This is a genomic window from Pueribacillus theae (assembly GCF_003097615.1).
Taxonomy (GTDB): Bacteria; Bacillota; Bacilli; order Bacillales; family UBA6769; genus Pueribacillus; species Pueribacillus theae.
The window spans coordinates 1-20,319 of the sequence record NZ_QCZG01000036.1; the positions used below are offsets into that span (position 1 = coordinate 1).

Below are 20,319 nucleotides of genomic sequence, written 5' to 3' on the forward strand. Positions count from 1 at the left end.
TTTGATACATCGCTGAAAGCTTTCCGGAACCATACGCCTAGCGTATGGTTTTCTTTTCACAAAAAAATGAAGGAGGGCGACACGCCCTCCTTTCACATTGTGACATATGCCGCTTCCTTTTCACCAAATTCAGCTGCTATATGCTCATGGCACGTGAAAAACAAAATTTGATGGGCCTTGCTATGTTCTTTTAAAACATTTATCGCCGCTTCCATGCGGTCATGGTCAAAATGGACAAGCAGATCGTCTAATAATATCGGAAAGCGAATCGCCGCGGGATAGACTAAAGTTAATGCAAGCCTTAAAGACAAATAAAGCTGTTCTTGCGTGCCTCGGCTTAGTTCTTTTGGCGAATAGCGGATACCCAATGCTGATTCAACAGTAAATTCCTCGCCTTCAACAGGTACACGTATGGAATGATAAGCGCCATTTGTCATGATGGAAAAATAGTTTGTCGCGATTTCTACGACTTTTGGCAGCCGTTCTTTACGGTAGCGTTCTTTCGTCTTTCTCAAAATATCCAATGCTAACGCATAAACCGCCCACTCCTCTGCATATTCGCGGAAAGCGCTTTTTTTCATTTCAAGCTTTTGAACATTCGAATCATAATCCCCGCCTTCTTCCAATATTGACAATTCTACACGAATTTCCGCCAACCGTTTAAATAAGTCTGTCTCCAGTTGTTCGATTTCCGTTAACCTGTTGGAGAGCTGAATCATTCTTGGTTCAAATTCGTCTTGATTTGCTTCTAGTTCTTTTTCAACTTGGCGTTTCTCTTCTTCATTGGGGATATGCATATGGATTTGTTGGTTAAGAAGGTTCATTTTTTCTATCAATTTTTCTTTTTCTGCCCATTTATTTCCTTTTGAAAAATACTCTTCTTCTGTTTCACAGCCAGCTTGCTGAAAAAGTTCAACCATCGCTTTTTCGTATTGTTCCATTTTTGCTTTTATTTTTTCATATTGCTTCATTTCTTCCAATCTCTGCTCTTGAATACGCTCTTTTTTTTCCTTTGTTGTTTTTTCTTCTTCTATTTTCATCTCAAGCTTCATTAAAAGAGAGGTCGGACTGCCAATCTGTTCAATTTGAAAAACGGCTGCCAGTCCATAAATCTCTTGCTCGAATTGGCTTATCCAATTTTGCAGCGTGATCCTTTCTTCTTTTGCTGTTTGCACTGTGTGCAAGTTTTTTTTCGCTGAACGGATGTTGTCCAATGTTCGCAATAATTCAGGTATTGGCATGGATAGAGGAAAATTACGCTCTTCCATCCACCGCAGCAATTCATCTTGCTTTTTGCTTAATGTTTTCTCGATCATTTCATACCGTTTTGACAAATTTTCATATTCCCGTTTCGCGCGCTCTTTTTCAAGCTTATGGTAGTGCCATTCTTGCCTTTGGCCGTTATCTTGTTCTATTTTTTTCTTTGCTTCCATGATTGAAGCAGGATCATATGCTGCTTTGGAGGCTTCAAGTTGATGAAGGCGCTCTATCTCTCTTGACTTCAAGATGTTTAGTTCGTTTAAAACCTTTATTTTTTGTTTCCGCTTTATATAGATGAAAGACAAAGCCACAATCCAAATGATTGCAACAACGCCGGAAACCAACTCTTGGCCTATATAAAAAAGAAGAGCCGAGGAGAAAAACGCCAGACTAAGCATCATGTAAAAGATTGAGTTGGAAAGCGGTTTCCCTTCTCTCGCCATTTGGCTATCCAGCTGACCAATCATTTTTTGAAGAAAAAGCTTTTCTTGCTCGTTGTTTCTATTCTCATTCTTTGAAATAAATGTTTCTAAATCTTCCCGTTCCTCATCATCAAGCAACGTTCGCTGGATTTCTTTTTCCTTTACTTCGGCTGCTTTAAAGCGGCTTCTTGTCGCCGCTAAGTCCTTTTCCAAAAAAGTATGCTGCTCACTCAATTGGTTGACTTCATTCGCCATATGTTCCAAATTTTCTTGTTCTGAGTAACTGACATTAGCCGATAAAATCTTCTCATGAGACCATTTTGGGCCAAGATGCTCAATAAGGCTTGCAACGGCTGCTTCTTCATGTTTGATTTGTTCAGTTAACAGCAACAGCCGTTCTTGCTTCATTCGGTACGTTTCAGCATTCTCTTTTAATTGCTGCACAGCAAATGCTTGCTCAAGCCATTCATGATTCACTTTTGGCAAATCACGTTTTAGCTGTTCAATTTTATAAGCGCTATTTTTGGCTTCTCCTTCAAAATCAAGAAGCCTTATTTTTAAACGTTCATAGCGATTAAGACCGTCTTCTGGAAAATCATTTAGATCATGAAAATCATTTAATTGCAGTTGGAGCAATTTTTTCTCAGAGTAAAAAGGCTCAGTCGCCTTCACCTTTTCAAACAAAGTAAGCTTTTTTTTGATTTCTTCCTTTTCCTTTTGAATTGTTTCTATTTTTGTCTGAATCTCCGTTTTTTCAGCTTGTTTTTGCGCGTACTGCGCTTTTATTCCATTACTTTTTGAGACGGCTTCATCCGCTTTTTTCAATTCGGCCAGTGCTTCGTTCATAATTGGCTTTCTGCCTTGAGGCTTAAAAAGTTCCCCTTGCTTCGTTTCAAGCCTGCTTTCCAATTGAAAAAGCGAAAAATTCCCGGAAATTCCCGTTCCGAGGAGAAATCGATTTAAATCTTCCTCGTTTAACTTTTCCATTTCCCTTAGATGCTCAAGCCGTGCGGAAAAAATATCCCGGAATAGCGTTCGATCGATGCCTTGAAGAAGACGATGCAGCTCGTCTTCGTCAATCACTTTATCATTAAAAATTATGATGCTTTCTTTCGGTTCGCGCCCCTTTATCCTTTCGATAGAAAGTTTGCCGCTTTCCAGCTGAATGTCGATTTTTCCGCCATGGACACCACCGGATTTCGGTTCATAGCGAAGTTCATTTTGCTGCCGTTTCGGAAATCCAAAAAGCATCGTCTCAATAAATGAAAGAATCGTCGTTTTGCCAGCTTCATTTCTTCCGTAAAAAACATGGAACCCGGTGTCTAATTGTATCGTACGATTTTTCAAATGGCCGTATCCATAGATTGTGAGCTTTTCAATGATCATTCGAAGCGCCCCTAAACAACTCTGTTAAAAGTAAACGTTCAGCTTTGTTCAATAGTTTTATTTTTTCTTCTTCGTTAAATTCTATTAAATAGCGTCTTGCCATTCGGTGACTGAAAAGGGGCTTTAAGGCCTCCTCGTATCCGTCATAAGTTTCTAATGTCATAACTGCTTCCCCGATAAAATCTGTCCGGTCCTTCAATTCATCACGGTTCCAGTCTCCTGTCGTCTCAACATCAATCCCAACAGGCCAGACGAATGGCTTTCTTTCCTCCTCTTCCTCACGAATGTGCCATAGAATGTCATCCAGCTTTTCTGCCGACTGCAAAATTTCATTTAAAACACCGTAACCAGTAAGCCGAATTTTAACAAATGTATCTAACTTATTTTCTCTTAACTCTTGCTTCAAGCTAGCCAGTTTCTCTAGCAATTCATCAACCGTAGATAAATTTGTAATGGACAGCTCCCGCTCTTGCCAAACAATGTCAGCAGTCGAAATAAATGTTGTTTTTGGAACAGTTCCCTTTGACAGCTTCACGAGAAAACAGCCTTTTTCCCCTGTCTCCTTTATGTGCATTCCTTGAATGTTGCCAGGATAGACAACCGGCGGTTCTTTCGATACTATCATTCGTTTATGTATATGTCCCAATGCCCAGTAGTCAAAATCTTTTTCAAGTAATGCTGACACCGAAAAAGGAGCGTACGGATCATGCTCCGACTGCCCTTCCGCATTGCCATGAAGCATTCCAATATGGAAACCGGCTTCATCCTTCCTTATATATTCCGTGCTTTTATCCACCAATACTTTAGGAGTTTCATAGCTGAATCCGTAAATTCTTGCCCTTTGCTGCCCATTTTTTATGAAAGGAATGCTCATTACTTCCTCACGATCAAAAACGTTCACGCATGAAGGCCATACAATGGAACGATTGTCTGTTGATAACGGATCGTGGTTTCCAAAGCTAATGAAAGCTTGAATGCCATGTTCTTCAAGCCGTTCAAGCTGCCCGCGAAAGCGAATTTGTGCACGTAAACTTACAGTGTTTGAATCGAATAGATCACCGACAAACAATACAAAATCAACATTGTTTTCAATGGCTGCTGAGATGATTCGCTCCAATGAACGGTATGCACTTTCTTCCAATTGTTTATAGATTTTCTCAGGCAAATGCCTTAAGCCTGAATACACTCTTCCAAGATGCAAATCAGCCGCATGGATAAAAGTAATTTCCATTTGAACCACTCCATTCCAATATGCTTATTTTAACATAAAAAGAGATCAAATGTTCTATATCCGTTACTAGTATGGAATTTTTTTTGAATATATGCTATTTTTTTGTTAGGAATTGATAATCAGAGAGCTGAATTGCAAATTTTTCTCATAAGGTAAAGGGGGTATGTTAAAAATGGAATACGTTGTAACTGCGTTTAGCAAAAAAGGTGAAAAGCTATTTGAACAGCGCTTTGAAGCTGAGAATAATAAGGAAGCAAGAGCGAAGGGCGAAGTTTTGCTTGAGGAAAACGGGTATGGAGACATTACGCATCGAATTACGACAAGCTATGGTAAATTAATCGGATTTCATAGATAAAAAAGTAACGCGCCTCCCACATTGATATTAGAGTGGGAGGCGCTTTTCATTCACCAACAAATCGTCATTGATAAATGATAACACTGTTCTGCGCGGGAAGGTCGGTATTCAATTAAAATCCGATCTGGATTAACCGATACTTTGGTGTTCGCACTCGTTGCAACCGAGCGAACAAGCCGATTCACTTCATCCATTTGGCTTACTTGTGCAGCGCCTCTCAAATTTTTGGCAAACTGTTCATCGTTCACAATTTTTTCGGCAAGGCCGTGCATCTCACGAATCACTTCGGTAACATCCCTTGCAGATTTCTGAAAATTATCGACTACGTTTGCCGGAAATTGGCGTGGCGACATTCGTGGCCATGGATTGAATGAGTATAGAGGGTGTAGGTAAGTATCGTTTAACAGCCCACCTCTGTAATACATAAGCGGAATATAAGGCAAATAATAAACTCCAGCCACAAAAACCGTCTCCTTTCCATGCTTCTATCAGTATATGAAGCAGGGAGCGTTTTGCCGCCTAGACTGCCTCATCTAATTCCATTTTCCCAAACGTTCTTTTATATTGAATCGTGAAATAGCTAATTGTCCCAATTAATGTAAAAGCAATAAAAACTAATAAAACAAGTATATTGTTCCATAAGAATGCATAATTCCCGCTCGAAATCACAGCTTTAAACCCTGACACCGTATATGTCATTGGCAAAAACGCATTAAACTTCTGCAGCGCGTTTGGTATTAATTCCAATGGAAATGTTCCTGCGCTCGTCGTTAATTGTAAAATGAGAATAATAATCGCAACAAATCTTCCAGGATCGCCGAATGCTGTCACTAAAAATTGGATAAGTGACATGAAAACAAGGCTTGTGATGATACTAAATAAAATGAAAAGCGGTATGCTCGTTACTTCTATTTTAAGAGCGAACAGTAAAATCGCATCTGCGATTAACGCTTGTGCAATACCAATCAACATTAGCATTCCAAATTTACTTGCAAACCAACTGAAAGCAGATCTTGGTGTCATGGCAGGATCCCTTAACGGAAAGACGATTGACATGAGGAGAGCACCTACAAAAAGTCCGAGTGATAAGAAATAAGGTGCGAATCCTGTTCCATAGTTTGGCACTTCATTTATTTTTTCGTTTTTTGTATCCACGGGATTTGCCATCATATTGTATGTGTCTTCATTTGAATTCACATCTTTTGCTTCATCTGCGGCATCATGCATCTTATCATTAAATTCTTCCGTTCCTTCAACTAATTGACCTACTCCATCTGTCAGCTTTTCAGAACCATCCGCCAATTTGTTTGAACCGTCACTTAGCTTACTTGATCCATCTTTTAATTCATTCATTCCATCCGATAATTGACCTGCACCAGTTGCCAGATCGTTTGAACCACTTTTTGCTTCTAAAAATTTCTGGCTAAACAATTGCATGTTATCAACATATTCATTTTGGCCGCTTGCTAATTTGTTTGAGCCGGCCTTCAGTTGATTCGTTCCGTCAGCTAACTGGTTGACGCCGTTTTGTAATGTTTTTTGGCCGCTATTTATTGCAGTAAGCCCGCCTTGCAATTGTTCAAAGGTTGGATTAACTGCTTGTTTAATTTGTTCCTCTAAGCCAGCTGTCGCATGTTTTGTTTTTGCATTTACTTCAGATGTATATTGAGCAAATCCTCCATGAATGCTTTTCGTTGTTTCGTTAATCGCCCCTTTAACTTGCGGTTCCAGCTTTCCTCGAATCTGATTTTGCAATGATTCTCTTGAAGGTGCTTTCTCTTGTAAGCCTCCAACAATGGTTGCTACTGTTTGTTCATCCACCCCATTTTGTAAAAGAACTTGGGAAATCTGCTGCACTTGTGCTTTTTGCGAATTGATGATTTCATCCGCCATCGCAGAAGATATGCCATTCACTAATCCAGGAGCCAACTGTCCATTTAAACCGTTGACAACACCATTTTCCAACTCTGATAACCCGTTGTTCATCGCTTTCGAACTTTCTTCTAGCTGTCCATTAATCTTTTGAGCCATCTGTTTCGGCAATTCATTTTGAAATTGTGCTAAGCCATCTTGCACTTGCTTCGTTCCTGTTACTAATTCAGGTACTTTCTTGCGCATTTCCTCCAATCCATTATTCGCCTGGGCAATGCCTTCAGCAAGCTCTTTCGTTCCTTTTTGGACATCTTTAGAAGCATTTAGTAATTTTCCGCTTCCTTCGTTTAATTCGTTTAATCCATTAGAGAGCTTTTTGGAACCGTTTGCCAAGTCGCGGGAACCAGATTGAGCACTTTCAACCCCGTTTGTAAATTCAATTGACTTTCCTGCCAGCGTTTTTAAATTATGTCTTAGCTCTTCTGAGCCATTCTGTAATTCTCCCGCTCCGTCTTTGAGTTCTTCTGTCGCTTCACTTGCTTCTTCAAGTCCGTCAGCAACTTCTTTTATTTTGTCAAACATCGTTTCGGCATAAGTTTCTGTAATTTTTTCTTCGAGCGCCATTTCGATATGAAGCATAGCTGTCTCACCAATTTGTGAGGATAAAAAGTTATAGCTTTCATTCGGCACATAAATTAAATCAAGTTTTTTTGGTGTATCATCCATTAATGTTGTAGCATGCTCTGAGAAATTTTTTGGAATTTCAATCATCATATAATATTTTTCATCTTTTAACCCTTTCTCTGCTGCTTCTCTATCAACAAAATGCCAATTAAACTCTGGCTCTTCCTTCAACTTATCGACAAGTTCATTTCCCAATTCAAGCTTTTCATCGTTATAAACCGCGCCTTTATCATTGTTTACAACGGCAACGGGAATTTCTTCGAGTTTTTCGTACGGGTCCCAGAAAGCCCATAAAAACAATCCACTGTATAATACGGGAACTAGCATAACAGCTAAAATCGGAATGAATATTTTTTTGTTTTTTATTACTGCTAGAAATTCATGTTTTAATTGCTTCAATTCAATTCCCTCGCTTTTCATTTTTGACCAAAATAGTCATTCAGTCAAATTTGTTGAAAGAAAAACTTGTCAAAAAGACAAGAAGTTGGACCGTTATTTTTTTTCGAGCCCCTTTAAAAAGTAGAGCTCAAACAATTCTGCAATTTCCTTTTCACTCAGTGAATCATGCTCTTTCTCCCAGTCGTGAACAAGTGCGATATACGTTTTTACCAAAATAAAAGCTGTGACTTGCGGATCACATTTTCTTATTTCATCTTTCTCAATCGCAGCTTGCACTTGTTTTTCTACAAATGAGAGCACAACCTTTTCCAGCTTCCCCATCGCTTCAACGGCTTCAGGTGTACCAACCTCTTTCATTTCAAGCGAAAGTTGAAATGTTAGCTGATGCTTTTTCCTAAATTCCAAAAGGCGGTAAAGCGCTTGGTGCAAATTATCCGCAAATGAGCGTTCAGGATCGATCGCTTCTTTTGCAACAAGTTTCATTTCTTCAATTAAGCTATCAATGATTTCATTAAACAACTCTTCTTTATTGTGAAAAAAAGTATAGATCGTGCCTTTCCCGACATTTGCTATTTTTGCGACTTGGTCCATTGTCGTAGCTTTATAGCCGAACAATGAAAAAGACCTTGTCGCCGCTTCTAAAATGCTTTGCTTTCGGTCAACCGCCATCTTTTTCCCTCCTTTTTGACCAAATTAGTCATTTAGTCAAATTCGTTATTTATATTAGTATATCTATCCAAAAATTGCAAGCTTTCTTTTGAAAATCAGAATAAAATCGCTAACGCGACTAACCCACGACCCAAGTGATGCTTATTCACTTGGGTTATTTCTCTCTTGAACCATTGTGCCATTGCACTTTGGACAATGTAGTTTCACTTCTTCCCCTTGATTCAAGTCCATACTGAATTTACCGATGATGTATTCAGGGACTTCATCAGTTACATCACAATCCAGACATTGAAAAATGACGAGCTCCATCTCTTAACCGTTTCGGTTTCTTCCATATAATGATAGATCCATCCATAATCACTATGCCATATTCCAATCAAGTCCATTTCACTTTTACAATGTGGACATTGAAAAGGATCTTCTTCGAAAACTTCAATCATTCGTTGTTTGTAGGATTTCTTCCTTTGCTTTCTTTCCAATAGAAAAGAAATTTGCTTCATCCGCATAAATGCATAAAGACTTAATACTTGATTTGCTCTACGATAAGATCTCCTACTATATAACCATAACGTCCAACCATTCGAAAATGCTTAGGAGGAATATGTTGTAGGATTTCATATCGGAACACATTTGTGCGGCAATCGGGCAGAATTGTTTAATTTACCTTCCTCCGTTTTACTAAAGTTGTATTCGGTCGGGCCCAGACTGTGCACATGCAATCCATGAGAAACCGGGCCTGCTATTCTTTGATAAAATATAGACAGAAAGGAGGTTGAATATGGGACGTTTAATCCTGCAGATGAATGTGACACTGGACGGTTGCTGTGACCATACGCAGGTGATTGCGGATGAGGAGCTCCACCAGTATTCGGTGGACATGATGGACCGGTCCGACGGTCTGCTTTTTGGACGCGAAATCTATCAGTTGATGGAAAGTGCTTGGCCAGCCGTAGCTAGCAGCGGCGCCGGACCTCAATTCTTGGTCGACTTCGCACGCAAGCTCGATCGGAAACCCAAGTACGTTGTCTCGCGGACGCTAGATCAAGTGTCGTGGCAGAACTCTTTCTTATTGAAGGGGCCTGTTTCCGAGGAGGTGCCACAGCTTATGGCAGAAGGGAAGAGCTTACTCGTTAACGGCGGTCCCGGCCTCGGTTCCACCCTGGCACAACTTGGATTGGTGGATGAGTATCACCTCCTGGTACAGCCCATCGTTGCCGGACGTGGTCCCCAATTGTTGGGAGGAATTCGTGATCGACTGGATCTGAAGCTGACCGGGACCAAACCTTTCGGCTCTGGCGTCGTGCTGCTCCGCTACACGCCCGCTCGTTGACTGCTTGGCTGATCGCCGCCGCTTCGCGCTGCCGGCCGAATACATACGGAGCACAAGATGTAGCCGGCAAACATTTGTCGGCTGCTTCGTTTATATCACGAGGAGCATCTCTGTTCCAACCTGGTAGGGTAGGATATAGTTAATGTGGCGACAGACAGATCTTTCCATCGCTGAGCCGCCTGTTGTGACAAGCTGCCTACGGTAGAGCAGAAGGTCAATAATTCTTTGTAATTTACAATTATACCCATTTGTAATGTACAGAAACTCATAATTTCCTAAACAAAGAAAAAAGCAAACAGTGGCATTTCTGTTTACCTAGTGAAAATGTTTTTTAACCCGTTTTATAAATACAATCGAAAGTACTCCAAGAACAGCAATATATGCTTCTACCGCCCATATGCTAAGATGACCTGTTTGATAAAAAGCAACTGGGAAATCGATCGCCGCGTGAATCAAAACAGCGTAAATAACATATAAAAATTTCTTTTTAACAACTGCAAGCAAAACAAACAAACTTAGAGCGATTTGTAAAAAGACAGCAAAGAATCGTTCCAAACAGCTTAGTAAATAATAGGCTGCGCCTTGGCTTATTATCGATTCTTTCAAGGTTGACAGTTGATCGCTTGGAATTTGTCCGTTTAACATTGTTTCAAAGGTGCCGGCGTTAATCATAAAAGCAAAAATAAGGCTTTGCAGGCCCACCATAAGCATAATGACAACCGCTTCAATCCCTCCCCAGCCAATTCCAAACGAGATGCCGCTCTTGTAATCATGAAATTTTTTTAGAAGCCAAATGAATAAAAGAAAACGTCCAAACTCTTCAAAAACTCCTGCTGCCATTCCACCGTACAATCCTAATGCCCATGGGTAATCCTGGATATTCGGAAAATTCGTTAAGATAACAAGATGCAATGCCTTTTCCAATATTTGCGTAAATACGATGAACCCGATACTGCCGATAATTAACGGCCGAATAGAAATACCTGTTTTCTTCCTAAAAAACAAAATCAAGCCAGCAAACAATAAAAATGGAAATAAAACTGAAACAACCATAGAAGTAATTGTCGCACCGCTTATCAAATCGATCCCACCGTTCCCTTCATTTATTTTCTGTCGTTAAAATCGCTGTAAATGTTCGTTTCCGCCTTGCACCTTCTGCATCATTAGATAGCTAGCCAGTAGACGCAGGCGCAAAGTTATGTATTATATTCTTTTAAAAAAGCCGAATGTTCATCACAAAAAATGAACATCGGCTTTAAAGTTTATTCACCTTTATAGTTTGGCTTCCGTTTTTCTTTGAAAGCTTGCAGTCCCTCTAGGCGATCTTTTGTCGGAATTGTCATTTCATAAGCGCTTTGCTCAATCGCCAGCCCTGTATGTAGGTCAACATCGTATCCTCGATCAATTGCAATCTTCGCCTGGGTGACAGCAATTGGCCCATTTTGAGCAATTTGATTCGCGATTTCAAACGCCTTTTCAATTAGTTTTTCTTGCGAAACAACATACTCCACTAAACCGATTTGTTCCGCTTCTCCGGCAGTGATTCGCCTTGCTGTATAAATTAGTTCTTTCGCGCGGCCTTTTCCTATCAATCTTGGAAGGCGCTGGGTTCCGCCTGCACCGGGAATAATGCCAAGCGACGTTTCAGTAAGCCCGAATTTTGCGTTTGATGAAGCGACACGAAGATCACATGCCAAAGCTAGTTCCGTCCCTCCACCGAATGCCCCTCCGTTTACAGCTGCAATGACAGGCTGCGGCAATGCTTCGATGTCGTCGATGTTTCCTCTGATGAGTGACAGAGCTTTACGCACTTGTACCGGATCCATCTCTGCTCGTTCTTTTAAATCTGCACCTGCACAAAATATTTTTTCACCCGAACCGGTGACAATAACACAGCGCACTGAACGATCAAATTTAATGTTGTGAATCGCGTCATGCAATTCATACAGCATCTGCATTGAGAACGCATTCGCCGCTTGAGGGCGGTTTAATGTAATCGTCGCAATCCCGTTTTCACTTTTTTCAACTAGAATGGTCTTTTCCAATTTAATGACTCCTCTCTTTTTAGCAGTTTGAAAGTGTTTGTAATTGATGGCTCGCCAATGGGCGTCCGATTTTTTCTTGAATAAAGAGCGCCGCTTCCATTAGTTTTTCACGATTAACACCCGAATGAATGCCCATCCCATCCAACATATAAAGCAAGTCATCCGTTGCAAGGTTTCCAGAAGCCCCAGGTGCATAAGGGCATCCGCCAAGACCGCCTAATGAGCTGTCAAAAATGGTAATGCCCATATCAAGCGATACTAGGATATTTGCCATTGCTGTCCCTCTCGTATCATGAAAGTGCATGGCTAACTTCTCAGCCGGAAATCTTTTTAAGAGAACCTCCAGCACTTCCTGAACTTGTTTTGGATTGGCGACACCGATCGTGTCTCCGAGCGACAATTCACCAATCCCCATTTCAAACAGATTCTCTGAAATCCGAATCACCGATTCAACATCAACCGAACCTTCATATGGGCATCCGAAAACGGTAGAAATGTATCCGCGGACGGATTTATTTGCTGTCAATGCTTCGTCAACGACTTCTTTCAATACTGGAAATGTTTCATCAATTGTTTTATTAATATTGCTTTTGTTATGGGATTCCGTGGCTGACATGAAGATTGACACTTCATCAATATTTGCTTCTAGCGCCTTTTCCAGACCTCGTTTATTTGGAACTAGCGCCGCATAGGTTACCCCCTCCTGTCTCTCGATCCCTGTCGCAACTTCAAAGGCATCTGCAAGTGCAGGTATCCATTTTGGATTGACAAATGAAGAAATTTCAATATAATTCAGTCCTGTCTTGGACAGCTGGTTAATCCAGGCAATTTTGTCTCCAGAAGGGATAACTTCTTTCTCATTTTGCAACCCGTCGCGCGGTCCCACTTCTTTGATTGTTACTTTTTTTGGCCATTCCATAATCGGTCCTCCTAGTTAAAAAAAGATTAGTATTTTCTTAGTTCAGAAGCTCTATTAAACAATGTCTTGTATGTACAGCTAATAATCCACAACTCTATTATTCCAATGCCCCTGATTTCTGCAGCTCTTCAATTTTCTCAGCGCTGTAGTTTAAAAAGCTGCTCAAAACATAATGATTATCTTGGCCGAATAAAGGGGCTGGACGGCTGACAATTGCCGGTTCGTTTGAAAGTGAATATCTTGAGCCTTCAACAATTGTCTCGTCGTGTATCGGGTGATCAATATGAAGAAAATGGTTTTGATAATTGAATTGCGGATCTTCGATTGAATCCGCACTCATATCAACTTTATGTGCGGCGATTCCATTATGTTGCAATACCGTTTCCAACTCTTTCGCCCTTTTGTCTTTTACCCAGTTTTTAAGTTTGTTGTCTAGTAAATCTTGAACATTCATGCGATCCTCAGCTTTTAAGAACCTCTCGTCATCTGCCAGAGAATCACCTTCCATGATGGAAGCGAGCCTTTTCCACTCCTCATCATTTCGAATCGCAATCGCTATAAATGCCTTTTCGCCATTCTCTTCTGGCAAGCATTCATATACACCATGAGGCGCCATTTGGAAATCGTGATTTCCGATTCGCTCAACTACCCTGCCGTTCACAAAGTAATCGAGTACGCCTTGCGCAATAAATTGAATACTAGATTCCATTTGGGAAACGTCAATATGGCATCCTTGGTTTGTTCTTCTTTGAAAGTCCAATGCTGATAATAATGCAATTAATGAAAATCTCGGTCCAATAAAGTCAGTATAAGGGCCAAACGGACCTTTAGGTGGCTTATCCGGCCAACCGGCAATATTCATATACCCAGACAATGCTGACCCGATATTTCCAAATCCCGCAAACTTGGAATGCGGACCTGATTCTCCCATTAAACTTGTGCTTAGCATAATAAGGTTCGGATTCATTTCCACTAAATTTTCATAATCCATTCCCCATTTTGTCATGACTCCAGGAGAGAATGATTCAATTAGCACATCTGCCCACTTTACTAAATCCAACAAGACTTCCTTTGCAAAGGGATTTGACATATCCAGCGTAACACCAAGCTTGCCAGCGTTTACATTCCCATATAAAAGCGAATTTTCGACACCTGGCGTACTGTCATGAAAAGGGCCCGTCAACCGTGCAGTATCTGGCTTGTTTTTCGTTTCAACCCGAATGACCGTTGCGCCATAATCGGCCAACACTCTGCCTATTGTAGGTCCAGCCACTACCCAAGATAAATCGACTACCTTTATATCTTGAAAAGGTCTTTCTGCAGGCATTTAAATCACCCCCTGGTTCATTAATTCTTCAACTTCATCACTTTTTAATCCAATGATTTCACCGTAAACTTCGAAATTATGCTCTCCGAGTTTGGGTGCCAACCGATTGAATTCAAATCCATCAACTGAAGTGCGGGCAAATCTCCCCGGCATTCTTAACTGGCGATCTTCAGACTGACAGTCAATCCAAAACCCTCTTGCATTTAAGTGCTTATTTTCAGCCAAGTCTTTAAAACTTTGAACAGGGGCCATCGGCACTTTTTTTGTAACGGCGATTTCCATCAATTCATTTTTTGAGAAATGTTTTAAAAATGACGCTATTTTCTCATAAATGTAATCAACCTCATCCCATCCAAGCTCCTTATTTCTTATAAGCTCTGGCACTTTTCTCCAATCGAGATTTGTATATTTTTCTTCCAGAGCCTCCTCTTCAGCAAGCCATTTCATTAAGTTGTTCGTTAGTCTTCCCGAGGAAGGCCCCATCGAGAGATTCATCTCAACATATCCGTCCTTTACCTTCCACTTCGTTTGAGCCGTTTTACTTCCGCCGCCGTCTTTATCAAAGATTTTTTTATTGCTTGCAGCAGATAAAGAATAAATACTGTTCTTTTCGTATTCAAAGTCTCCTACTGACGCAGACAATATTCTAGACAGTGTATTTTGTGCAACAGAGCGCTGGGCCGAGATATCGACATGCTGGCCTAAACCGCTTTTCAATCTTGAAAAGTGTGCAATTAAAGCGCCAACTGCGGCATCGGCAGCCGCATGCATATACGATTGTGGCAATGTCACTCTCACAGGCGGACGATCGTCTTGCAAGTTGGGATACAGCGCACCGCCCGCAGCCCATAGAATAAGATCGCTATCGGCGTAGTTGGCTTTTGGTCCATCGCTGCCAAATGGTGTGATCGATACGTGGATAAGATGAGGATTTATTTGATGTAAATCCTCAAAAGAAAGCCCTCGCCTTGCCATGCTTCCCGGCTCTTCAGATTCAATGAGAAAATCTGCTTTTTCACAAAGTTTTTTAAACAAATCCAAGCCTTTCTTAGTATCAATATTACACGTTATCCCTCGCTTATTACAGGCATAGGCTTCCCAAAATAAAGATTTTCCTCTTTCGGCTCCATCATTAACAAATGGTCCTATATTTCTTGCGCTCGAACCTTGTATCGGTTCTAGTTGAATGACTTTCGCCCCTAAATCGGCAAGGATTTTTCCCGCCAGCAATCCTTTCTCGTTTGTCATATCCAAAATTAAATACGGACTTAAAAAACCCATTGGTTTCCCCCTTGTAGCCATATGTATTCTGCGTTTAACTATTTCGAAAATAACAAAGAGTACAAAAACACTTTTCGTTATTCATCTAATGTAATAAAAGTGCTATACCCAACAAAGGAATTGGGTATAGCAGCAATTTCTATTAATCAAAATCTTTGTCGCCTTTTAGCAATCGTCTTGCAATTGTACGGCGCTGAATTTCAGCCGTTCCATCAGGAACACGCATAGAACGAGCCCAACGCCAAACCTTTTCAAGTTTTGCTTCATTTGTTAGGCCAATTCCACCCATTACTTGCATGCAACGGTCTAGAACGCGGAATGCCATTTCTGTTGTAAAAGCTTTGATCATTGAAATTTCTTTCAACGGAAGCGCTTTTTGGTTTTCCATTTTCCAAGCACAGTGCAACACCATGTTACGAGCGGCATAAATATCCATTGCACATTCGGCAAGATGCGCTTGAATCATTTGATGGTTTTCAATCGTTACACCAAATGTTTTACGCTGTTTCACATAATCTAGCGCAATGTCAAGCGCCCATTGTGCTGCGCCTACACAGTTTGCAGCCATAACAACACGGCCAATGTCTACCCCATGAAGAGCGGCGCCGAAGCCATTATTAATTTCACCGATAACATATTTATCTGAGACACGGGCATTATCCAATGAAATGATTCCAATACGGCTTCCAATGCTTCCTAAATAAGGGATAACCGATGAGTTTGTGCATGTTTCACCATCGAATGGTACGAGAAATGCAGAAATGCCGCCTTTACGCTGAGCCACAAGTTCCGGATCCGTTACAGCGAAAATAATCGCATAGTCCGCATAAGGAGAGTTTGTAATCCATTGTTTTGCACCGTTGATTACCCACTCGTCTCCATCTCTCACCGCGCGGGTTTTCATAGCCCATACGTCAGATCCAGCATCCGGCTCACTCAAACCAAAGCATAGAAGCGATTCACCGTCTCTTACTTTAGGCAAAATTTCTTCTCTGAGTTCCGGTGTCAAACCAAGCAATACAGGGGTTAATCCACCTGTAAACAATCCTGGAGGGAAAATTTCATCAATAAATAAATTGTGGCCGTACTTTTTCATTAACGCTTCATGAATTAAAGCTACCGCAACAGGGCCAAACTGGTCACCCATACCACCTAATTCAGGCATGCCAAACATTGTAAAAAATCCTGCTTCGGCAGATTTTTTACGCACTTGTTTCAATGCGTCCTGAATTTCTTGCGTGTAATAGCCTCTTTCGTCATATAAATATCGTTCATTTTCCAATTCTTTTGCGAATTTTTTTTCTAAAGGCGCAATTTCCACTTCAATAAATCGATCTAAGCTAGAAAGAATTTCTTTTACTTCTTCAGGCATTTTAAAGTCAATCATCTCGCGTTCTCCTTCCAAAAAACAATTAATTTATTTCTTTTTTCTCTTGCCGATTATTTTTTTCGACTTTTTCCAGCCGTTCATTATATGTTTTGCGGTTAATCCATTGTCCGACCACTGATGTATTCAACTCGTGAAAACAGCATAAAACTTGCCGGATCAGCAATTTCATCCAATCGGCCCATACGATGAATTGGAACGATCATAGGCTTCTTTTGAAACAAACAGGTGATCTTGTCCACCCGTATTTTCTATCGGACCAGGAGTCTATGGCGTTCACTCAAATACTGTAACGGTGCCCCCACTCCACAGCCGCCACACGTAATCAGATTACGGCTTTCTCTCATCTCCCCACCCTTTCCATACTATTTTAATAAAACAATCCACACTATAAGATTACCACTTAATATAAAATAGGAAAAGTATCAATCGATTGAAAACTGTGTTTGCCTTATGTTTAAAAAAGAGCGAGTTTATCAATATATTTTAATAGGATTTAGGCAAGCCTAAGACATGCTCACCAATATAGTTAAGCACCATTTGCTGGGATACCGGGGCAATTTTCAACAAGCGGGCTTCGCGCCAATACCGCTCCACATGAAATTCTTTCGCGTAGCCGAAGCCGCCAAATGTTTGCAATGCGTTGTCGCAAGCTTCGAAAACGACTTCCGCTGCCACGTATTTTGCCGTATTGGCATCAGGTCCTGACGGCAACCCTTTATCATAGTTGATGGCTGCCCGCTGCCACATGAGATCAGCTGCATCCAACATGGCATAGCTCGCTGCAAGTGGATGTTGAATCGCTTGGTTCTTCCCGATAGGACGGCCAAATACTACTCTCTCATTCGCGTATTGAACAGCCTTATTTAAAGCGACTCTCCCTAACCCGCAAAATTCGGCCGCAAGTAAAATTCGCTCTGGATTTAGCCCATCCAGGAGGTGGTAAAATCCTTTTCCTTCTTCACCAACAATATCGCTCGCATCCACCGGCAAATCTTCAATGAATAGTTCATTTGAGTCCACGGCATGTCTTCCCAGTTTCTCAATCTCTTTAATCGTGACATATCGTTCATCGAGATCGGCTAAAAATAGTGTCATTCCATCTGTTCTTCTTTTACATTCTTCTAAAGGCGTCGTTCTCGTAAGCAATAGCACTTTGCTTGACTCTTTCGCTTTTGAATTCCAAACCTTTTGGCCGTTCACAATATAGCGGTTCCCATCTTTTCGCGCAAAAGTAGAAATTCGTGGTGTATCCGTTCCCGCATCCGGTTCTGTCACACCAAATGATACGTGCAGCTCTCCTTTTGCCGCTTGCGGCAAATATTTCTGCTTCATTTCTTCCGATCCATGTTTAACAACTGGGTTTAACCCGAACATTGATAGATGCAAAGCGGTCCCGCCGTTCATCCCCGCACCCGATTCAGCAACCGCATGCAAGGCAATGGAGGCTTCTGTGATTCCTAACCCTGACCCTCCGTATTCTTCAGGAATGGCAATGCCAACCCAACCGGCTTCCGCAAAAGCGTTATAAAACTCCCACGGGAATTTATGTTCACGATCGCATTCCGCCCAATAATTATCATCAAATTTAGCAGCAAGCCTGCTTACTTCTTTTCTTATTGAAATTTGATCTTCAGTCCATTCGAAATTCATGACATCTCATCCTTTTTGTTAAAATTGTTGGTCATCTATCCGTACGATGCAAAAATCATGCCAAGATTTCTTGTAGGTAAAAATGAAGAGCAGAATCTCTAAATTATTGCAAATGGGGCACCGTTTACCAACTCTTTATTCTAAAAAACTAGAATTTGAGAATACAAACTCATGCTTATAAGATGCTAAAAAAATCGAATTTATTCCTTATAAAATCTGAATGGGTTTGTTGTACACTGTTCGTGAAGTTTCTAAACCATTGGAACATGTTCCATTATTTTAGAATTTAATCTTTAATTGATTGATTTTATTGTATAGAGTCGCTAATGAAATCCCCAGTTTTTGTGCTGCAAGCTCTTTTCCTTTAAGGCTAGTGCCATAAATTTTCAACGTTTTAATAATGACTTCCCGTTCTTTTCTTTCCAGTATATCTTTTAATGAAAGATTCGTATCTTCTCTGTCATCTGCCATTCTATTTGATTGTAAGAAAGCAGGCAGATGTACGATATCAATGGTTTCAGAATCTGTCATTGTCGCTGCATAATGTATGGCGTTCAACAGTTCGCGAACGTTTCCGGGCCAATGGTACTCGAACAATTGCTTTTTCGCATCTGCTGTAAACGTTAGATGGAATGGCAGCTCTTTATGCTTCACGATTTTATCGATTAATGTAAATAGATCTCCTTTTCTTGACCGAAGTGGCGGAATCATTAGCTGTACCCCATTTAAACGGTAAAAAAGATCTTCTCGAAACCGTCCCTTCGCTACCATTTGAAGCAAATCTTTATTCGTGGCTGCAACAATTCGAACATTCACTTCTTGCTCTTTTAATCCACCTATTTTTCGAATGCGCCCTTCTTGTAAAACCCGTAGCAGTTTCGCTTGAAGTTCAAGGGACAGATCACCAATTTCGTCCAAAAACAACGTTCCGTGATCGGCAAGTTCAAAAAGGCCAATTTTCCCCCCTTTTTTTGAATTGGTAAAAGAACCTTCTTCATATCCGAACAATTCACTTTCAAGCAATGAAGACGGGATCGCCGCGCAGTTAATCGGGACAAAAGCATAACCCGATCGAGGGCTTTCATTGTGAATCGCGTGAGCGAATAATTCTTTCCCCGTCCCGCTCTCCCCTTGAATTAATACGTTCAAATTGGACGAAGCGGTCCTTTTCGCCAATTCAATCACATTCTTAATTTCTTTATCTTCCCCGATGATGTCATGAAATGTGTATTTTGCCTGATGGAGATGGCCGACGGTTTTTTCAAGCTGTGCAAGCTTTATCTTGCTTTTTTCCAATTCTTTCGTCAGAGCTTTCACTTCATTTACACTTTTAAGTACGTTCACAACGCCTAAAATTTGATGATCATAATAGATCGGCGCCATATCAACGACATATTCTTGCTCACCTACTTTTCGATAGATGGCAGATCTTCTTTTTTTGTCAATTAGTACTGTCGGAGAAATTGCCCCTTCGCGTACTTCTGAAAGGGGCTTACCAATAATGTCTTCCTTTTTCACACCGGTAATTTTTGTATATTCATCATTGATCAAGCGAACGATTCCTTCGGAGTCAATGACAAGGATACCGTCATTGATTGCTTCAATAATGCCTTGGAGCCAGCGAACATACTGGTTTAAAGAATGATCCATTTTGTCGTTCGTTAAACTCACGCTTCTCACCCTCATCGAAGTGAATTCTAAACAGGTCTAAATACAGGCAAGTTCACATCTTTATAAATATGATGCTCAAACGTTACTTCAACTTGCATATCGAATGTTACTTCTTCCGGCATTGCATCGACAACCTGAGATAACATCGTCGGTCCTTCTGCGAGTTGAATGATCGCTAAAACATACGGAGTTTTTGAAATAAAATAAGGATGCGTCGCTTTCTCTACGATTGTGTAAGAAAGGATTTTTCCTTTTCCACTGACTTCCTCATAAATCAAATTCCCTTGATCGTACGGGCAAAATTCCCGAGGGTAGTAAATATATTTACCGCATGACTCACATCGCTGCAATTTTAGCTTTTTATTTTTTAAGCCTTCCCAATATTCGAACGCTTCTTGTCTTGGCTCTTTTACGTAGGTTTGGCTCAT

General features: G+C 40.8%; 17 protein-coding genes. 2 read left to right on the top strand and 15 right to left on the bottom strand.

Features of this window, described 5'->3' with window-relative positions:
• Window positions 1-92: 92 nt before the first annotated feature.
• Both DCC39_RS14620 and DCC39_RS14625 read right to left on the bottom strand, forming a co-directional pair.
• Complete coding sequence (locus DCC39_RS14620; protein WP_116555644.1) at window positions 93-3,068, bottom strand: ATP-binding protein; 2,976 nt, start codon at window positions 3,066-3,068, stop codon at window positions 93-95.
• Window positions 3,058-4,299 (bottom strand): metallophosphoesterase family protein, encoded by a 1,242-nt coding sequence (locus DCC39_RS14625; protein ID WP_116555645.1) that lies wholly within the window; start codon window positions 4,297-4,299, stop codon window positions 3,058-3,060. The genes DCC39_RS14620 and DCC39_RS14625 overlap by 11 nt, the downstream gene beginning before the upstream one ends.
• A 172-nt stretch (window positions 4,300-4,471) precedes the next feature.
• Here DCC39_RS14625 and DCC39_RS14630 point away from each other — a divergent pair, with 172 nt between their 5' ends.
• The gene (locus tag DCC39_RS14630) at window positions 4,472-4,654 is read left to right on the top strand and encodes a YhzD family protein (RefSeq protein WP_116555646.1); all 183 of its coding nucleotides are present in this window, start codon (window positions 4,472-4,474) and stop codon (window positions 4,652-4,654) included.
• 50 nt (window positions 4,655-4,704) lie between these two features.
• On the opposite strand, the gene DCC39_RS14635 is transcribed toward DCC39_RS14630, so the two are convergent.
• The 3 genes from DCC39_RS14635 to DCC39_RS14645 all read right to left on the bottom strand — a co-directional run bounded on the left by DCC39_RS14635 (window position 4,705) and on the right by DCC39_RS14645 (window position 8,278).
• Window positions 4,705-5,115 carry a hypothetical protein gene (locus DCC39_RS14635; protein WP_116555647.1) on the bottom strand — a complete coding sequence of 137 codons (411 nt, stop codon included), beginning with the start codon at window positions 5,113-5,115 and terminating at the stop codon, window positions 4,705-4,707.
• A gap of 58 nt (window positions 5,116-5,173) precedes the next feature.
• Window positions 5,174-7,609, bottom strand: coding sequence for a YhgE/Pip domain-containing protein (locus DCC39_RS14640; RefSeq protein WP_338066565.1), 2,436 nt, complete (start codon window positions 7,607-7,609; stop codon window positions 5,174-5,176).
• A 93-nt stretch (window positions 7,610-7,702) separates the two neighbouring features.
• Window positions 7,703-8,278 carry a TetR/AcrR family transcriptional regulator gene (locus DCC39_RS14645; RefSeq protein WP_116555649.1) on the bottom strand — a complete coding sequence of 192 codons (576 nt, stop codon included), beginning with the start codon at window positions 8,276-8,278 and terminating at the stop codon, window positions 7,703-7,705.
• 778 nt (window positions 8,279-9,056) lie between these two features.
• Between DCC39_RS14645 and DCC39_RS14650 the strand changes: the two genes are divergently transcribed.
• Window positions 9,057-9,608 carry a dihydrofolate reductase family protein gene (locus DCC39_RS14650; RefSeq protein WP_116555650.1) on the top strand — a complete coding sequence of 184 codons (552 nt, stop codon included), beginning with the start codon at window positions 9,057-9,059 and terminating at the stop codon, window positions 9,606-9,608.
• A gap of 315 nt (window positions 9,609-9,923) precedes the next feature.
• Here DCC39_RS14650 and DCC39_RS14655 read toward each other — a convergent pair whose 3' ends face one another.
• From DCC39_RS14655 to DCC39_RS14695, 10 genes are all read right to left on the bottom strand, one after another.
• Window positions 9,924-10,688 (bottom strand): YhfC family intramembrane metalloprotease, encoded by a 765-nt coding sequence (locus tag DCC39_RS14655; RefSeq protein WP_116555651.1) that lies wholly within the window; start codon window positions 10,686-10,688, stop codon window positions 9,924-9,926.
• Between the two features lie 182 nt (window positions 10,689-10,870).
• The gene (locus DCC39_RS14660) at window positions 10,871-11,653 is read right to left on the bottom strand and encodes an enoyl-CoA hydratase (RefSeq protein WP_116555652.1); all 783 of its coding nucleotides are present in this window, start codon (window positions 11,651-11,653) and stop codon (window positions 10,871-10,873) included.
• 19 nt (window positions 11,654-11,672) lie between these two features.
• Entirely contained in the window at window positions 11,673-12,572 is a 900-nt protein-coding gene (locus tag DCC39_RS14665) for a hydroxymethylglutaryl-CoA lyase (RefSeq protein ID WP_205948525.1), read from the bottom strand.
• A 97-nt stretch (window positions 12,573-12,669) separates the two neighbouring features.
• Window positions 12,670-13,899 (bottom strand): CaiB/BaiF CoA transferase family protein, encoded by a 1,230-nt coding sequence (locus DCC39_RS14670; RefSeq protein WP_116555654.1) that lies wholly within the window; start codon window positions 13,897-13,899, stop codon window positions 12,670-12,672.
• On the bottom strand, window positions 13,900-15,180 hold the full coding sequence (locus tag DCC39_RS14675; protein ID WP_165820900.1) for a CoA transferase: 1,281 nt from the start codon (window positions 15,178-15,180) through the stop codon (window positions 13,900-13,902). It abuts the gene before it with no gap.
• 142 nt (window positions 15,181-15,322) lie between these two features.
• The gene (locus tag DCC39_RS14680) at window positions 15,323-16,567 is read right to left on the bottom strand and encodes an acyl-CoA dehydrogenase family protein (RefSeq protein ID WP_116555656.1); all 1,245 of its coding nucleotides are present in this window, start codon (window positions 16,565-16,567) and stop codon (window positions 15,323-15,325) included.
• Between the two features lie 25 nt (window positions 16,568-16,592).
• Complete coding sequence (locus DCC39_RS19180; RefSeq protein ID WP_165820901.1) at window positions 16,593-16,739, bottom strand: hypothetical protein; 147 nt, start codon at window positions 16,737-16,739, stop codon at window positions 16,593-16,595.
• 314 nt (window positions 16,740-17,053) lie between these two features.
• Complete coding sequence (locus DCC39_RS14685; RefSeq protein ID WP_116555657.1) at window positions 17,054-18,220, bottom strand: acyl-CoA dehydrogenase family protein; 1,167 nt, start codon at window positions 18,218-18,220, stop codon at window positions 17,054-17,056.
• A 279-nt stretch (window positions 18,221-18,499) separates the two neighbouring features.
• The gene (locus DCC39_RS14690) at window positions 18,500-19,891 is read right to left on the bottom strand and encodes a sigma-54 interaction domain-containing protein (RefSeq protein ID WP_240613662.1); all 1,392 of its coding nucleotides are present in this window, start codon (window positions 19,889-19,891) and stop codon (window positions 18,500-18,502) included.
• Between the two features lie 26 nt (window positions 19,892-19,917).
• Window positions 19,918-20,319 (bottom strand): Zn-ribbon domain-containing OB-fold protein, encoded by a 402-nt coding sequence (locus tag DCC39_RS14695; RefSeq protein ID WP_116555658.1) that lies wholly within the window; start codon window positions 20,317-20,319, stop codon window positions 19,918-19,920.

What these genes read in the sequence shown, in the direction of transcription:
- DCC39_RS14650 (WP_116555650.1), top strand. Translation starts at nt 9,057, where the DNA reads ATGGGACGTTTAATCCTGCAGATGAATGTGACACTGGACGGTTGCTGT.
- DCC39_RS14620 (WP_116555644.1), bottom strand. Translation starts at nt 3,068, where the DNA reads ATGATCATTGAAAAGCTCACAATCTATGGATACGGCCATTTGAAAAAT.
- DCC39_RS14670 (WP_116555654.1), bottom strand. Translation starts at nt 13,899, where the DNA reads ATGCCTGCAGAAAGACCTTTTCAAGATATAAAGGTAGTCGATTTATCT.
- DCC39_RS14695 (WP_116555658.1), bottom strand. Translation starts at nt 20,319, where the DNA reads ATGAGCCAAACCTACGTAAAAGAGCCAAGACAAGAAGCGTTCGAATAT.
- DCC39_RS19180 (WP_165820901.1), bottom strand. Translation starts at nt 16,739, where the DNA reads ATGAAATTGCTGATCCGGCAAGTTTTATGCTGTTTTCACGAGTTGAAT.
- DCC39_RS14625 (WP_116555645.1), bottom strand. Translation starts at nt 4,299, where the DNA reads ATGGAAATTACTTTTATCCATGCGGCTGATTTGCATCTTGGAAGAGTG.
- DCC39_RS14675 (WP_165820900.1), bottom strand. Translation starts at nt 15,180, where the DNA reads ATGGGTTTTTTAAGTCCGTATTTAATTTTGGATATGACAAACGAGAAA.
- DCC39_RS14685 (WP_116555657.1), bottom strand. Translation starts at nt 18,220, where the DNA reads ATGAATTTCGAATGGACTGAAGATCAAATTTCAATAAGAAAAGAAGTA.
- DCC39_RS14665 (WP_205948525.1), bottom strand. Translation starts at nt 12,572, where the DNA reads ATGGAATGGCCAAAAAAAGTAACAATCAAAGAAGTGGGACCGCGCGAC.
- DCC39_RS14680 (WP_116555656.1), bottom strand. Translation starts at nt 16,567, where the DNA reads ATGATTGACTTTAAAATGCCTGAAGAAGTAAAAGAAATTCTTTCTAGC.
- DCC39_RS14645 (WP_116555649.1), bottom strand. Translation starts at nt 8,278, where the DNA reads ATGGCGGTTGACCGAAAGCAAAGCATTTTAGAAGCGGCGACAAGGTCT.
- DCC39_RS14630 (WP_116555646.1), top strand. Translation starts at nt 4,472, where the DNA reads ATGGAATACGTTGTAACTGCGTTTAGCAAAAAAGGTGAAAAGCTATTT.